At 60.7% G+C, this 13,698-nt stretch carries 11 protein-coding genes; 9 read left to right on the forward strand and 2 right to left on the reverse strand.

Annotated features, from left to right (window positions below):
• Nucleotides 1-6 precede the first annotated feature (6 nt).
• From ACM6I7_RS12095 to ACM6I7_RS12110, 4 genes are all read left to right on the forward strand, one after another.
• Nucleotides 7-885: an endonuclease/exonuclease/phosphatase family protein gene (locus tag ACM6I7_RS12095; protein ID WP_027610242.1), complete on the forward strand. Its 879-nt coding sequence runs from the start codon at nucleotides 7-9 to the stop codon at nucleotides 883-885.
• Nucleotides 882-2,972: a GGDEF domain-containing protein gene (locus tag ACM6I7_RS12100; RefSeq protein WP_414888648.1), complete on the forward strand. Its 2,091-nt coding sequence runs from the start codon at nucleotides 882-884 to the stop codon at nucleotides 2,970-2,972. The genes ACM6I7_RS12095 and ACM6I7_RS12100 overlap by 4 nt, the downstream gene beginning before the upstream one ends.
• Nucleotides 2,973-3,072: 100 nt before the next feature.
• Nucleotides 3,073-3,852, forward strand: a complete 780-nt coding sequence (locus ACM6I7_RS12105; protein WP_027610244.1) for an N-acetylmuramoyl-L-alanine amidase — start codon at nucleotides 3,073-3,075, stop codon at nucleotides 3,850-3,852.
• Between the two features lie 76 nt (nucleotides 3,853-3,928).
• Nucleotides 3,929-5,542 carry an EAL domain-containing protein gene (locus ACM6I7_RS12110; protein WP_027610245.1) on the forward strand — a complete coding sequence of 538 codons (1,614 nt, stop codon included), beginning with the start codon at nucleotides 3,929-3,931 and terminating at the stop codon, nucleotides 5,540-5,542.
• Here the strand turns inward: ACM6I7_RS12110 and ACM6I7_RS12115 are convergent.
• A complete protein-coding gene (locus tag ACM6I7_RS12115; protein WP_027610246.1) occupies nucleotides 5,539-7,329 on the reverse strand; it encodes a KinB sensor domain-containing domain in 1,791 nt (596 codons plus the stop codon). The two genes, ACM6I7_RS12110 and ACM6I7_RS12115, sit on opposite strands and share 4 nt — an antisense overlap.
• A gap of 10 nt (nucleotides 7,330-7,339) precedes the next feature.
• On the reverse strand, nucleotides 7,340-8,686 hold the full coding sequence (gene algB, locus ACM6I7_RS12120; protein WP_027610247.1) for a sigma-54-dependent response regulator transcription factor AlgB: 1,347 nt from the start codon (nucleotides 8,684-8,686) through the stop codon (nucleotides 7,340-7,342).
• A 424-nt stretch (nucleotides 8,687-9,110) separates the two neighbouring features.
• Here algB and ACM6I7_RS12125 point away from each other — a divergent pair, with 424 nt between their 5' ends.
• From ACM6I7_RS12125 to ACM6I7_RS12145, 5 genes are all read left to right on the forward strand, one after another.
• Nucleotides 9,111-9,395: a hypothetical protein gene (locus ACM6I7_RS12125; protein WP_414888649.1), complete on the forward strand. Its 285-nt coding sequence runs from the start codon at nucleotides 9,111-9,113 to the stop codon at nucleotides 9,393-9,395.
• A 72-nt stretch (nucleotides 9,396-9,467) separates the two neighbouring features.
• Nucleotides 9,468-9,632, forward strand: a complete 165-nt coding sequence (locus ACM6I7_RS12130; protein WP_003177151.1) for a DUF1328 domain-containing protein — start codon at nucleotides 9,468-9,470, stop codon at nucleotides 9,630-9,632.
• 2 nt (nucleotides 9,633-9,634) lie between these two features.
• Complete coding sequence (locus ACM6I7_RS12135) at nucleotides 9,635-10,099, forward strand: inhibitor of vertebrate lysozyme family protein (protein WP_096797612.1); 465 nt, start codon at nucleotides 9,635-9,637, stop codon at nucleotides 10,097-10,099.
• A 702-nt stretch (nucleotides 10,100-10,801) separates the two neighbouring features.
• Nucleotides 10,802-12,133 carry a glutamate/aspartate:proton symporter GltP gene (gene gltP, locus ACM6I7_RS12140; RefSeq protein WP_027610250.1) on the forward strand — a complete coding sequence of 444 codons (1,332 nt, stop codon included), beginning with the start codon at nucleotides 10,802-10,804 and terminating at the stop codon, nucleotides 12,131-12,133.
• A gap of 230 nt (nucleotides 12,134-12,363) precedes the next feature.
• A complete protein-coding gene (locus tag ACM6I7_RS12145; RefSeq protein ID WP_025112290.1) occupies nucleotides 12,364-13,593 on the forward strand; it encodes a nucleoside recognition domain-containing protein in 1,230 nt (409 codons plus the stop codon).
• Nucleotides 13,594-13,698: the final 105 nt, after the last annotated feature.

Below are 13,698 nucleotides of genomic sequence, written 5' to 3' on the forward strand. Positions count from 1 at the left end.
ACCGCCATGCGCCGCTGGGGCACCGAACGCAGCGTTGGCCTGCATGATCCGCAGGTCAACGAGCATCACCTGGAGTCCACGGGCCTGCCCGCAGACCATCGTCTGCGCTTGCTCAGTTTCAATATCCAGGTCGGCATCAGCACCGAGCGCTATCGGCATTATCTGACCCGCAGCTGGCAGCACCTGCTGCCGCACACCGGGCGCTCAGGCAATCTGCAGAAGATCGGTGACCTGCTTGGCGACTTCGATCTGGTCGCCCTGCAGGAAGCCGATGGCGGCAGTCTGCGCTCAGGCTACGTCAATCAAGTCGAACACCTGGCCCACCTCGGCGCCTTCCCCTACTGGTATCAACAACTCAATCGCAACCTCGGCCGACTGGCCCAGCACAGCAATGGCGTGCTCAGTCGCCTGAAGCCGTGGGCGATCGAAGATCATCCGCTGCCCGGCCCCAAAGGTCGCGGCGCGATCCTGCTGCGCTTCGGTGAAGGTCCGGAGGCGCTGGTGGTGGTGATGATGCATCTGGCGCTCGGCGCACGGGTGCGCAGCCTGCAACTGGCCTATATTCGTGACCTGATCAGTGGCTACAAGCACCAGATATTGATGGGCGACATGAACACCCATGCCAGTGATCTGCTACAACAGTCACCGTTACGCGATCTCGGCCTGCTGGCCCCGCAGATGCAAGCCACCTTTCCCAGTTGGCGGCCACAGCGATGCCTTGATCATATTTTGCTCAGCCCGACCCTGACCCTGGAAAAGGTCGAAGTGCTGGCCCAACCCATTTCCGATCACCTGCCGGTCGCGGTAGAGATTCGTCTGCCGGGTTCGCTCACGGCCGATGCATTGCCCGCGTTGAGTCCTGCCCCTCGCGGAACCCCTGAATGAGCGACGACGCCCAGCGCTGGAAAGAGAAGTACCTCAAAAGCATCGAACAACAGGACAAGCTCGAACGTCGCTGGGCCGCCCGGCTCGACTTGCTGCGCCGCGGTCTGGTGCGCAGCACGCTGGCCGCTGAAGGCACCGACAAGGTCGTTGATCAGTGCATGAAAGAGATGCGCGACGTGGTGCGCACCGACGACATGGACGCCGGCCTCGCCGCCCTGCTGCCGCGCCTGGAAAAAGCCGTGCTCGATTCCGAGCAACGTCGCGAAACCCGAATCGATCAGGTCAGCACCGCGCTTACCGCGCTGGTCACCCAGCTACAAGCGCTGCCGCTGCCCCGGGAAGTCGCCCAGCCGCTGAAGAAATTCGCCAAGCAACTCGACAGCCGGGTCGGTCAGGCGCGGGAAATGCCGCTGCTGCTGAGCGAACTCAGTGGTTTGCAGGGCAAGGCGTTGAGCCAGCTGGAAACGCCGCCCGAGCCCGACCGCCCGGGCTTTTTGCAGCGCCTGTTTGGCAGCCGTGACAGTGAAGGGGTGCCAGAGTCTTCGGATCAGCCTCAGGCGCCGACGCCGACTCCGACGCCGACGCCGACGCCGGCCAATGCTGAACCTGCATCTGAGCCGGTACCCGCGCCAACCGCAGCGGTCGAGCCGATTCCGGCAGCACCCGTCACCGTAGCGGCCATCGCGCAACCACCAGAGGCCGAGCTTAAGCAAACGCCAGCAGTGCAGCCCGAGTCCGAATCACCTGTGTTCGCGTTCGTGCCTCCGGTCATTGCTGCCGAGCCGATCAGCGAACCCGTTGCTGCACCTGCACTACCAGCGGCCGAACCTGAAGCCGAACGGCCGACCACCCCGATCACGGCGCCAGCACCTGCTGCCGCGTTCAACCCCGACGAGTTGATCCACCCGGGCGACATCCCGGCACCGTTGCTCCTCGATAGTCTGCCCCTGCCCGAACCGATTGCCCAGGCTTTGGCCGCCATTGATCCGGAGCAACCCGAGCAGGACATTCTGTACGCCCTGCCCGATTCCCCGGAGCCGTCTTACAGTTCAGTGGCCAAACACATCGAAGACACGCTGATCGGGCTGCTCGACGACCTGACCCTGCCCGAGCGCCATCGCCCGCAGGCTGAGGCGATGCGCGACCGGTTGAAAAATGGCCTGAACTGGTACGAACTGCTGCCTATTCTCGACGATCTGGCGACCTTGATGCTGGCGATCACCGACAGCGGCCAGCACGAATTCGAAGCCTATCTGCAGCAACTCAACGAGCGCCTCGAAGCGTTCCAGAGCAACCTGCAGGCCGCCAGCGATGGCCACGCCGACAACAGCTCGGCGGCGCGGGCGATGGACACGCAGATCCGCGAGCAGGTCGATGGTTTGCAGACCAGCATGCAGGAAGCGGCCGATCTGGATGACCTCAAGCAAGTGCTGGAGAACCATCTGGAAGGCCTGCTCGGCACCATGGATCAACACCAGAAACAACGCGACGCCCGCGAGCAGGAAGTGGCGGCACGCCTCAAGGGTCTGGCCGAGCGTGTGGCGCACATGGAGCAGGAAGCCCTGGGCTTTCGCGAACACCTGGAAGAACAGCGGCAGAAAGCCCTGATCGATCCGCTGACCGGCCTGCCCAACCGCGCCGCCTGGAGCGAACGCCTGGAACACGAGATCAAGCAGTGGCAGCAACACGGCAACACCTTGAGTCTGGCGATGCTCGACCTCGATCATTTCAAGCGCATCAACGACAACTACGGCCATCTGGCCGGCGACAAGGTGCTGAAGATCATCGCCACAGTGCTGCGCAAACGCCTGCGCGCAGCGGATTTCATTGCCCGTTTTGGTGGTGAGGAATTCGTTCTGCTGCTGGCGGCGACCACGCCTGCGGTGGGCGCCAAACTGCTGGAGACCCTGCGCGCGGCGATCGAAGCCTGCCCGTTTCACTTCAAGGGCGAACGGGTGACGATCACCATTTCCATGGGCCTGGCGTCGTTCAGGATGGGAGAACACAGCGATCTGGTGCTCAAAAGAGCCGATCAGGCGCTTTACCGGGCGAAAAATGGCGGACGCAACCGGGTCGAGCTGGGCTGAGTAATTGTTCCATTTTGTTTAATTCAGCCCGCCGGCAATCGAGACCCGAGGCAGTACGTTACACTGTTGCATTACTGTCTTGCGTGTACTGCCTTCTGCCATGAAATTTTTTGCCCTCCTCGCGTCGCTGCTCGTTCTGGCCGGTTGTGCCAGCGGCCCGCGTTACGACACCAGCCATCCTTCGGCCAATCACGACAGCCGCGTGCAGTTCGTGATCGTGCATTACACCTCGGCGTCGCTCGCGCGTTCGCTGCAACTGCTGACCCACGGCGAAGTCAGCAGCCACTACCTGATCGGCGACGACAAGAGCGCCACCATCTTCAAACTGATGGATGAAAACCAGCGCGCCTGGCACGCCGGGGAAAGCCAATGGCAGGGCCGCACCTGGCTCAACTCCAGCTCGATCGGTATCGAGATCGTCAATCCGGGCTTCAAGGACACGCCGACCGGGCGCCTGTGGTTCCCTTATAGCGAAGCGCAGATTCAGTCGCTGATCGTCCTGCTCAAGGACATCAGCCAGCGCCAGGGCATCAGCCCGCGCCATATCATCGGCCACAGCGACATCGCGCCCCTGCGCAAACTCGACCCCGGCCCACTGTTCCCATGGAAACGTCTGGCCGCTGAAGGCTTGGGCGTATGGCCTAATGAACAAGCGGTGGCGCGGCAGCAGGTACAGTTCAACGCCGAACTGCCGAGCATTAGCTGGTTCCAGGAACAACTGGCGCGCGTCGGTTACGACACTCCGCAAACCGGCGAGCTGGATGTGGCGACGCGCCACGTGCTCGCAGCGTTCCAGATGCACTTCCGCCCTTCCCGTTTCGACGGTTTGCCGGACGCGCAAACAGCCGCGTTGTTGCTGGTACTCAATCAGACAAAATAATGACGCCCGCCCGACGGTCAGGGCGAAATCGCAATCAGCAGCTATAACTCATTGGTAATTCTTCGGATATTCCATGATGGTTGCTACCCGAGCGACGCTGCGTAGCTGGTTTTATCGCCCGTGGTTTTTGGCGATGATCGCGGCTGTCCTCAGTGCAAGCCTGCTGATCGCCGGCGGAATGTTCGTCGCCATGCGCCAGATCGAGCAGAACGAAAGCCAGGAGATGAACGCCCAGGGCGAGCGTTTTCTGGCTCGCCTCGAGCAACTGTTCGGGCAGTTGCGCGAAAGTCTCGACGACCTCCAGGCGCAGCCGTTGCGCAGTTGCGATGAGGAAATGATCGCCACCCTGCAACAGGTCACGTTCAACTATCGCTTCGTCTATGAAGCGGCCTACATGGACGGCTCGCGGATCTGCTCCAACCGCCCCCGCCAAGAGGGACTGTCGGTCGTCCGCGCGCCGGACATCAAGGGCCCGACTTACAGCTACTGGCTCAACACCACCACCGAACCCGATGAAAACCGCGCGGCGCTGATGCTCGGGCGCGGCAACTTCCGTGTGGCGACATCGCGCGGGCATTTGACCGACATGGTCGACCTGCCACCGGACAGCAGCCTGCTGGTGGTACTCGATCATGGCAGGCGAGCGATTCCGGTACTCGGCACCGCACAGACCTGGCCACCGAGCGAAACCTGGCCACCGAAGAGCCGCGAAGCCCTGCAAGTCACCCAGTCACGGCTGATCTACCGCATGCCAACCAACAATCCGGAATACCAATTGGTGCTGATCACTCCGCGCAGTGGCATGCACATTCCCACCGTCTGGTGGTGGATGGTGCCGGCCTGCCTGCTGCTGGGGGCGTTTGCCGGTTTCTTCGTGTTTCTGCTGGTGCGCCAGCGCCAGTCACTGGACGCCGAACTCCAGGGCGCGATACGACGGGGCGAGCTACAAGTGCTGTATCAACCGATATTCGACCTCGACAGCCGCAATTGCGTGGGCGCCGAAGCCCTGCTGCGCTGGCGCCGCCCGGACGGCACCCTGACCAGCCCCGACCTGTTCATTCCATTGGCAGAAAACACCGGGCAGATACGGCAGATGACCGATTTCGTCCTGCAACGGCTGCTGGAACAACTGGGACCAGTGCTGCGCGCCAATCCGCAGCTGTACATCTCGGTCAACCTCGCAGCATGCGACGTAATGGTGCCGCGCATCGGCCAGGTCATGGCCAGGCTGTTGACCCTGCACCGGGTTGCGGCGCGGCAGATCGCCTTCGAAGTCACCGAGCGCGGGCTGATCGATGTGGTGGTGGCGCGGGAGAACCTGCAAGCCTTGCGCGATGTCGGCCATCAAGTGTTGATCGACGATTTCGGTACCGGTTATTGCAGCCTCGCCTACCTGCAAACGTTGCCGGTGGACTGCCTGAAAATCGACAAGGCCTTCATCGACGCACTCGGTCATGACGCGGCCAGCAGTGGCGTTGCTCCGCACATCATTCACATGGCGCAGGCACTGGATCTGAAGGTGATTGCCGAGGGCATCGAGCACGAAGCGCAAGCCGTGTTTCTCAGCAGCGAGGGGGTCAAGTTCGGTCAGGGCTGGCTGTTCGCCCAGGCCTTGAGTGCGGTGCAGTTCATTGAACTGATCACCCGTGGACGGCGCCTTGCCGGACGCCGGCTGGATGACGAAGCCTAGACCGCCAGCGCCATGTAGAACTGCGTGCCCTGCCCCGGCCGCGAATAGACGCCCATGCGCCCGCCATGCAACTGCACAATTTCCTTGCACAAAGCCAACCCGAGCCCGGCGCCGCCCTTCTTGCGCCCGACCTGCACGAACGGTTCGAAAATCCGCCCTTGCTGCCCGTAGGCAATGCCTTCTCCGTTGTCTTCGACGCTGATAATCACCCGCTCGCCATGTCGGCGCGCTTGCAGGCGGATCTGCCCGTCGCGGGCAGTGTGGCGCAGAGCATTATCGATCAGGTTATCCAGTACCCGGTCCAGTTGCGCCTGATCGGCCTGCAGGCGCGGCAACGGCCCCTGCACTTCGACGTTCAAGGCAATGCCTTTGGCCGCCGCCGCATCCGCAAAGCGCGATTGCGCCTGCGCCAGCAAGTCTTCGATGGAGCACGGCGCCAGGGTGAGCTTCTGTAAACCGTTCTGATAACGCGAAAAGTTGAGCAAGTCATTGATCAACTGCATCAGGCGCTGCATCTCTTCATTGACCGTGTCGAGCAAGTCCGCCTCGCGTGACTCCGGGGGAAACTTCGCCCGCTCGCGAAACAGCCCGAACGCCATGTGCATGCCGGTGACCGGCGTGCGCAGCTCATGGGAGGCACGCAGCACAAACTCGCTGCGTACGCGCTCGAAGGCGCGCTGCTCGGTGACGTCATGCAGCACCATCACCGCGCCAAGAATATGCCCCTGGGTGTGGCTGACCGGCGTCAGGCTGTAAGTCAGCAGACGTGATTCGCCATCGACCTCGATGCTCAAATCTTCCGGAGCACGCTCAAGGGTGCCGCCGCGCAACACCAGTTGCAGTTGTGCGTCGAGTTCCGGGCGCTCCAGCGCTGTGCCCAAACCCTGACCGAGTCGATCACTGTCCCAGCCCAACTGGCGCTGGGCCACTGGATTGAGGTGCTCCAGATGCCCTTCGCGATCAATCATCAGCAAGCCGTCGTCGATGCTGTCGAGCACCGCTTGCAAGCGTTGCTGACCGGCCAGCAGCTCGTCGACGTTGGTCGCCTGATGCTCGCGCAGCGCCTCGGCCATCAGCCCGAAGCGCTTGGTCAGCTGGTTCATTTCCATCGCCGAGGAAATCGGCAGCGTCACCTCGAAATTGCCTTGGCCGATGTTGTCCGCCGCTTGCGCCAGCGCCTCGATCGGTGCGCCGAAACGCCGGGCAATCGCATGCGCGGTGACAAAGCCGATGATCAGCACCGCCAGTCCCACCAACCCTAGCAGGCCGGAGACCAGCAGCGCCCTTTCCCGGGCGTCATGCTGCACGGCGTTGATGTTGTCCAGCGCATGCTTGTGCTCGGCAATCAAACCGTTGCGCAAGATGTTGAAGCGTTCTCTGAGGTCGCTGTTGCCGCTGAGCACATTGCCCGGATTACGCGACAGCTCGAACGCCTGGAGAAAACTCAGATAATCGGCCTTGGCCTGGGTAAACCCGTACTGGCGGCCATCGCCGTCGGCCTCCTGCGAAATGCCTTCATCCAGCAATTGCAGGTAATGCTGCTTTGACGCTTCGAACGCGGCGGGATCGGGTTTTTCGGCCAGCATCAGCACCAACTGGTCGCCGAGGGTCTGACGCAACTTGAGCCCCAGGTCGAGGGTCACGAAGTTGCTGCGGATCGTTGCTTCCTGAGTACCGGCCATCTGCATCACGCTGACCAGCCCGAGCAACAGCCCGAGCAAGGCGACCGTGATCAGCGCAGAAATGCTCAGGAACAAGCGAGTGCGCAACTTCATCGCCAGCTTCATCGTCGGGCGCTCACAGGTTGTACTGCTTGCGCTTGCGATACAGGGTCGACGCGTCGATGCCCAGGGTTTTCGCCGCCTGATCCAGCGTGCCTGCCGTCGCCAGCACCGCGCCGATGTGGGCTTTTTCCAGTTCATCGAGGCTCAGCGCGGCGCCGACTCGAGGTGCGTTGTTCGCCGGCTGCTCGGCCATGCCGAGGTGGCTGATTTCCACGCGTTCCTGCGGGCAGATGATGCTCGCCCGCTCCACTACGTTGCGCAGCTCGCGGATATTGCCCGGCCAGCGATAACCCAGCAGCGCCTCTCGCGCTTCGTCACTGAAGCCTCGGGCCGGGCGTGCGTACTCTTTTACGAAGCGCGCGAGGAAGCGGTCGGCAAGGGTCAGGATGTCCTCGGCACGTTCGCGCAATGGCGGCAGATGCAGGGTGATCACGTTGAGGCGATACAACAGGTCTTCACGGAAGCGCCCGTCGCGCACCATGTCTTCAAGGTTGAGGTTGGTCGCGGCGAGAATCCGCACATCGGCGCGGCGAGTCACTGGGTCCCCTACCCGCTCGTATTCCTTGTCCTGAATGAAACGCAGCAACTTGGGTTGCAAAGTCAGCGGAAAATCGCCGATCTCGTCGAGAAACAGCGTGCCACCGTCCGCCTGATTGACTCGACCCAAAGTGCTCTCACTGGCGCCGGTAAACGCACCACGACTGTGGCCGAACAGCTCGCTTTCCATGAGCTCGGCGGTCAACGACGGGCAGTTGATGGTCACGCAGGATTTCTTCTCGCGCTTGCTCCAACCATGAATGGCCCGGGCCAGTTCCCCTTTACCCGTGCCGGATTCGCCGAGGATGAGGATGTTGGCGTCGGTACCGGCAACCTGCCGCGCAGTTTCCAGCACCACTTTCATCGCCGGGCTGTGGGAGTCGAGGCCGTCCTTGGGTTTGCGGATCTCGCCTTCAAGGGCTTCCAGACGCGCCGAGAGCTGGCGCACTTCCAGCTGCTTGGCAGTGGCCAGACGCAACTGGTCGGGGCTGCAAGGTTTGACCAGATAGTCGGCAGCGCCCGCCTGGATAGCGTCCACCGCGGTATCGACCGCCGAGTGTGCGGTGACGATCACCACCCGCATCCATGGCGCCTGAACGCGCATCTGCGCCAGTACATCGAGACCGTTGTCTTCACCCAGACGCAAATCAAGGAAGCACAGGTCGAATACCTGGCGTTGCAACAGTGCATCAGCCTGAGCCGCGCTGTTGGCGGTGGCCACCGTATAACCTTCGTCTTCGAGGCAGTAACGAAAGGTTCGCAGGATGGCGGACTCGTCGTCCACCAGCAGAATGCGGCCTTGATGCTCAGTGGCAGATTCCATTTTTCCTACGCTCCATAGTGATTGATCTTGGGTTAGTCCCGGAAAAATCGGGCAAGTTGCATGGTTGATTCTGAACGATGCGAGCCATGGGAGGGTAGCTCTCTCCTGCCTTGACGGCCAATCCGTTGATTTTGTTGAGTTTTTAAACAATCACCGATTTACAGGGTTCCCTGCGTACTTTTCTGACATCCGCGACGTGCTCTCAATTCCATAAGAATGAAATCTCCTACGAAATAATCATGCATTTCGCACGACCGTAGATGACCCATCGTGCAGGATGCGTCCGTCGCTGAATTTCACTCACTCACAAACCATTGATTTTATTGAATATTTTTCAAATAAAAAACTGGCATGCAGCCTGCAATACCTCATTCAGCCCGGGCAGGTTCCACTGCCCCAACCGAATAAGAGTGAGGAACCCAGGATGACTCGCCAACGTGCCGCCCAAGTGCGTATCTCGCCACTGCATATCCAGCAAGGCCTGTTTGGCGTACTTGCGCTGTTGATCACTCTGATCGCCTGCCAGCAATACCTGAGCTGGGAAAACAGCCAGAAGCCTGAGCCGCTGATCTCGATTCAATACAGCACGCAGACACACTTCAGCGCCGTCAGCAGCAGTCAGACCGAAAGCGCCTCGATGCGCATGATGGATGTCGATCAGCCACAGCCGCTGGATCAACTGCCACGTGAAGAGCGCTGGGTTTTCTGACGAACCGAAGAATTCAGGCGCATCGCGCCGGAACACGCAATATCCCTAAATAGAGAAGTAAGGAGAATCACCATGTTGAGCTGGGCAATTACATTCTTGATCATTGCCATCATCGCCGCCGTACTGGGCTTCGGTGGTATCGCGGGCACCGCCACGGGTATCGCCAAGATTCTCTTTGTCGTGTTCCTGGTGATGTTCATCGCTTCCTTCTTCTTTGGCCGTCGCGGCCGAGGTTAACGATGATTGCTTTGAAGACACTGGCAGCCGCCCTGCTTATGGGCGGTAGTGCCATGGCGATGGCGGCCAATGATGGCCAGGCGCGGGTCAACGAGCTGCTCAGCTCCGACCCGCAATACCGCGAAACCTGGCAAGGCGTTGTGAAGCACGAAGAACGCCTGCCGGAATGGGTGATGAACCTGTCCGGTACGCCAGACCAGCAGATGAATGCCGTGACTGAAGACGGCGACAAGTATCTGGTCGGCCCGCTCTGCGAATCCGCAGACAAGTGCCTCAACCACCGCTTGATCGTGGCTTTCAGCTTCGACAAGAAAGACGCGTACGCCATGCTCGTCGACGTGCCCGAAGGACTGCCGGCCGACAAGTCGCCAACGCGACATGCCACCTACCGCTTCCTCGGCAAACCGGATGAGGGTATGCAGAACCTGTTGATGGAAACGCTGAAGAAAGACCCGAAGTGGTATTGATTCGAACATGAGGGCAGCGCCTCGCTGCCCTTTATTGCGCCTACCCGAGGAAGGCTGGCGCATGACCAAGGGGCCGGGACGTTCTGACTGTTGCAGGGTCGGAGTGACCTACGGGTACAGGGAGTGCCTGCGCGAGGGCCGGGTCAGGGTAAAAGCTGCGACGCAGGTTCGCCGACCCTCAGTGGTTCGACGGACTTGCGCTGAGCTTTGTCTGATGCAAAAACATTGATCCAGAGCGTCCTGCTCATCTTTTTATGCCTCACACTGCGCGCGAAAACATTACGCGGTGTTTCCTGGCGACCGTATATCGAGAAAGAGTCCCTTTAAACAATGGGACATCTAGTCTGCAAACGTAGGCTTTTTCTTAAGATTTCCGTCGAAATTTCTCGTTTAAAAAATAACCAATCTACGCTGCAATGGCCGGTTCACGGCACTTATGCCGGCTGAAATGTCGTAATCGAACCGGTTGGGACGCCAGTTTCAATTAAAAAAGCTCATGCCGATTCGGCATAGGGTAGGCGTTTACGGCATTAGACGGCGCAACCTTGCATCGGAATAGTTGCGCCTTTTTTCGCCTGCCGAAGAGCCGTAAATACGCGCTTCGGGGCACCTTATACGGAGGCAGATGCACAGACTTTTCCGCTGACAGAGCGTTCCAGTTCCTGCATGTGCCTGAGTCAAACGCAAGTAAGGGTAAAGATAATGAAGAAGGCAAAACTCAGCCTCGCCTGGCAGATCCTCATCGGTCTGGTTTTAGGGATTGCAATTGGTGCGTTGCTCAACCACTTCAGTGCCGAAAAAGCCTGGTGGATCAGCAACGTCCTGCAACCGGCAGGCGATATCTTTATCCGTCTGATCAAGATGATCGTGATCCCGATCGTCATCTCCTCTCTGATCGTCGGCATCGCCGGCGTGGGCGACGCCAAGAAACTCGGGCGTATCGGCCTGAAGACCATCATCTATTTCGAAATCGTCACCACCATCGCGATCCTTGTCGGTCTGGTGCTGGCGAACGTGTTCCACCCGGGCGCCGGCATCGACATGAGCACCCTGGGCACGGTGGACATCTCCAAGTACCAGGCAACCGCCGCCGAAGTGCAGCATGAACACGCGTTCATCGAGACCATCCTCAACCTGATTCCGTCGAACATCTTCGCGGCCATGGCCCGCGGCGAAATGCTGCCGATCATCTTCTTCTCTGTGCTGTTCGGTCTCGGTCTGTCGAGCCTGCAGTCGGACCTGCGCGAGCCGCTGGTGAAGATGTTCCAGGGCGTCTCGGAAAGCATGTTCAAAGTCACCCACATGATCATGAACTACGCGCCGATCGGTGTGTTCGCCCTGATCGCGGTGACCGTGGCCAACTTCGGCTTCGCCTCGCTGCTGCCGCTGGCCAAACTGGTGATCCTGGTTTACGTCGCCATCGCCTTCTTCGCCTTCGTGGTGCTGGGCCTGATCGCCAAGCTGTTCGGCTTCTCGGTGATCAAGCTGATGCGCATCTTCAAGGATGAGCTGGTCCTGGCTTACTCCACCGCCTCCTCGGAAACCGTACTGCCACGGGTGATCGAGAAGATGGAAGCCTACGGCGCACCGAAAGCCATCTGCAGCTTCGTGGTACCGACCGGCTATTCGTTCAACCTCGACGGTTCGACCCTGTACCAGTCGATCGCCGCGATCTTCATTGCCCAGCTGTACGGCATCGATCTGTCGATCAGCCAGCAATTGCTGCTGGTGCTGACCCTGATGGTCACCTCCAAAGGCATCGCCGGCGTACCGGGCGTGTCCTTCGTGGTGCTGCTGGCGACGCTGGGCAGTGTGGGTATCCCGCTGGAAGGCCTGGCGTTCATCGCCGGTGTCGACCGCATCATGGACATGGCGCGTACCGCACTGAACGTGATCGGCAACGCCTTGGCAGTGCTGGTTATCGCGCGCTGGGAAGGCATGTACGACGACGCCAAAGGCGAGCGCTACTGGAACTCCCTGCCGCACTGGCGCAGCAAGGAAAAACTGCCGGCTGGCGAGATTTCCAAGAACTGATAGCTGAAACCTGTGGAGATCGGCTTTTTTGTGGGAGCGAGCCTGCTCGCGAAGGCGGTATGTCATTAAGCATTGATGGACTGACAGGACGCTTTCGCGAGCAGGCTCGCTCCCACAGGGGATTTGAGCCAAGCCACAAATGAGGCACACACGAACCCCGGAGAAATCCGGGGTTTGTCGTTTCTGGCGACCCCGCTATCATTCGCCGCATCTTCCGGGGGATTTGACTGATGCTTAATGGCCTGTGGCTTGGCTTCTTCGTCGTGGCAGCAATATCTGCGCTGGTGCAGTGGCTGGTCGGTGGCAACGCCGGGATTTTCGCGGCGATGGTGGAAAGCATTTTCGCCATGGCCAAACTCTCGGTCGAGGTCATGGTGCTGCTGTTCGGCACGCTGACCCTGTGGCTGGGCTTTCTGCGCATCGCCGAGAAGGCCGGGATCGTCGAGTGGCTGGCCAAGGTGCTCGGGCCGCTGTTCCTGCGGCTGATGCCGGAAGTTCCGGCCGGGCACCCGGCGCTCGGTCTGATTACCCTGAACTTCGCCGCCAACGGCCTGGGCCTGGACAACGCCGCCACGCCGATCGGCCTCAAGGCCATGAAGGCGCTGCAGGAGCTCAACCCCAGCGCGACCATCGCCAGCAACGCGCAGATCCTGTTCCTGGTGCTCAACGCCTCGTCGCTGACCCTGTTGCCGGTGACAATCTTCATGTACCGCGCCCAGCAAGGCGCACCAGACCCGACTCTGGTGTTTCTGCCGATTCTGCTGGCGACCAGTTGCTCGACCATCGTCGGCTTCCTCTCGGTGGCGTTCATGCAGCGCCTGCGCATCTGGGACCCGGTGGTGCTGGCCTATCTGATTCCCGGCGCACTGATCCTCGGCGGCTTCATGGCGCTGCTGGCGACGATGTCGGCCACGGCACTGGCCGGGCTGTCGTCGATCCTTGGCAACCTGACGCTGTTCGGCCTGATCATGCTGTTCCTGGTGATCGGCGCGTTACGCAAGGTCAAGGTTTACGAAGCGTTCGTCGAGGGCGCGAAGGAGGGCTTCGACGTCGCCAAGAACCTGCTGCCGTATCTGGTGGCGATGCTCTGCGCGATTGGCGTGCTGCGTGCCTCGGGCGCGCTGGACTTTGGTCTGGATGGCATTCGGCATCTGGTGCAGTGGGCCGGGTGGGATACGCGTTTTGTCGATGCGTTGCCGACGGCGATGGTCAAACCGTTTTCCGGCAGCGCCGCACGGGCGATGCTGATCGAGACCATGAAGACCTCCGGCGTCGACAGCTTCCCGTCACTGGTGGCGGCGACGATTCAGGGCAGCACCGAGACCACGTTCTATGTGCTGGCGGTGTATTTCGGAGCGGTGGGGATTCAACGCGCAAGGCACGCCGTTGGATGCGCGCTGCTGGCTGAATTGGCCGGCGTACTCGGCGCCATCGGCGTTTGCTACTGGTTCTTCGGTTAACCACGAATCCCCATTGTGGGAGCGGGCTTGCTCGCGAAAGCGGCGGGTCAGTCGACCTGTATATTGACTGACACACCGCCTTCGCGAGCAAGCCCGCTCCCACAG

Source organism: Pseudomonas sp. IT-93MI4, assembly GCF_949767635.1.
Classification (GTDB): Bacteria; Pseudomonadota; Gammaproteobacteria; order Pseudomonadales; family Pseudomonadaceae; genus Aquipseudomonas; species Aquipseudomonas putida_A.

Bases quoted from the DNA above. Each gene is read 5' to 3' on its own strand.
- ACM6I7_RS12105 (WP_027610244.1), top strand. From the start codon at position 3,073: ATGAAATTTTTTGCCCTCCTCGCGTCGCTGCTCGTTCTGGCCGGTTGT.
- ACM6I7_RS12135 (WP_096797612.1), top strand. From the start codon at position 9,635: ATGATTGCTTTGAAGACACTGGCAGCCGCCCTGCTTATGGGCGGTAGT.
- ACM6I7_RS12125 (WP_414888649.1), top strand. From the start codon at position 9,111: ATGACTCGCCAACGTGCCGCCCAAGTGCGTATCTCGCCACTGCATATC.
- algB (WP_027610247.1), bottom strand. From the start codon at position 8,686: ATGGAATCTGCCACTGAGCATCAAGGCCGCATTCTGCTGGTGGACGAC.
- ACM6I7_RS12130 (WP_003177151.1), top strand. From the start codon at position 9,468: ATGTTGAGCTGGGCAATTACATTCTTGATCATTGCCATCATCGCCGCC.
- gltP (WP_027610250.1), top strand. From the start codon at position 10,802: ATGAAGAAGGCAAAACTCAGCCTCGCCTGGCAGATCCTCATCGGTCTG.
- ACM6I7_RS12145 (WP_025112290.1), top strand. From the start codon at position 12,364: ATGCTTAATGGCCTGTGGCTTGGCTTCTTCGTCGTGGCAGCAATATCT.
- ACM6I7_RS12095 (WP_027610242.1), top strand. From the start codon at position 7: ATGCGCCGCTGGGGCACCGAACGCAGCGTTGGCCTGCATGATCCGCAG.
- ACM6I7_RS12115 (WP_027610246.1), bottom strand. From the start codon at position 7,329: ATGAAGCTGGCGATGAAGTTGCGCACTCGCTTGTTCCTGAGCATTTCT.
- ACM6I7_RS12100 (WP_414888648.1), top strand. From the start codon at position 882: ATGAGCGACGACGCCCAGCGCTGGAAAGAGAAGTACCTCAAAAGCATC.
- ACM6I7_RS12110 (WP_027610245.1), top strand. From the start codon at position 3,929: ATGGTTGCTACCCGAGCGACGCTGCGTAGCTGGTTTTATCGCCCGTGG.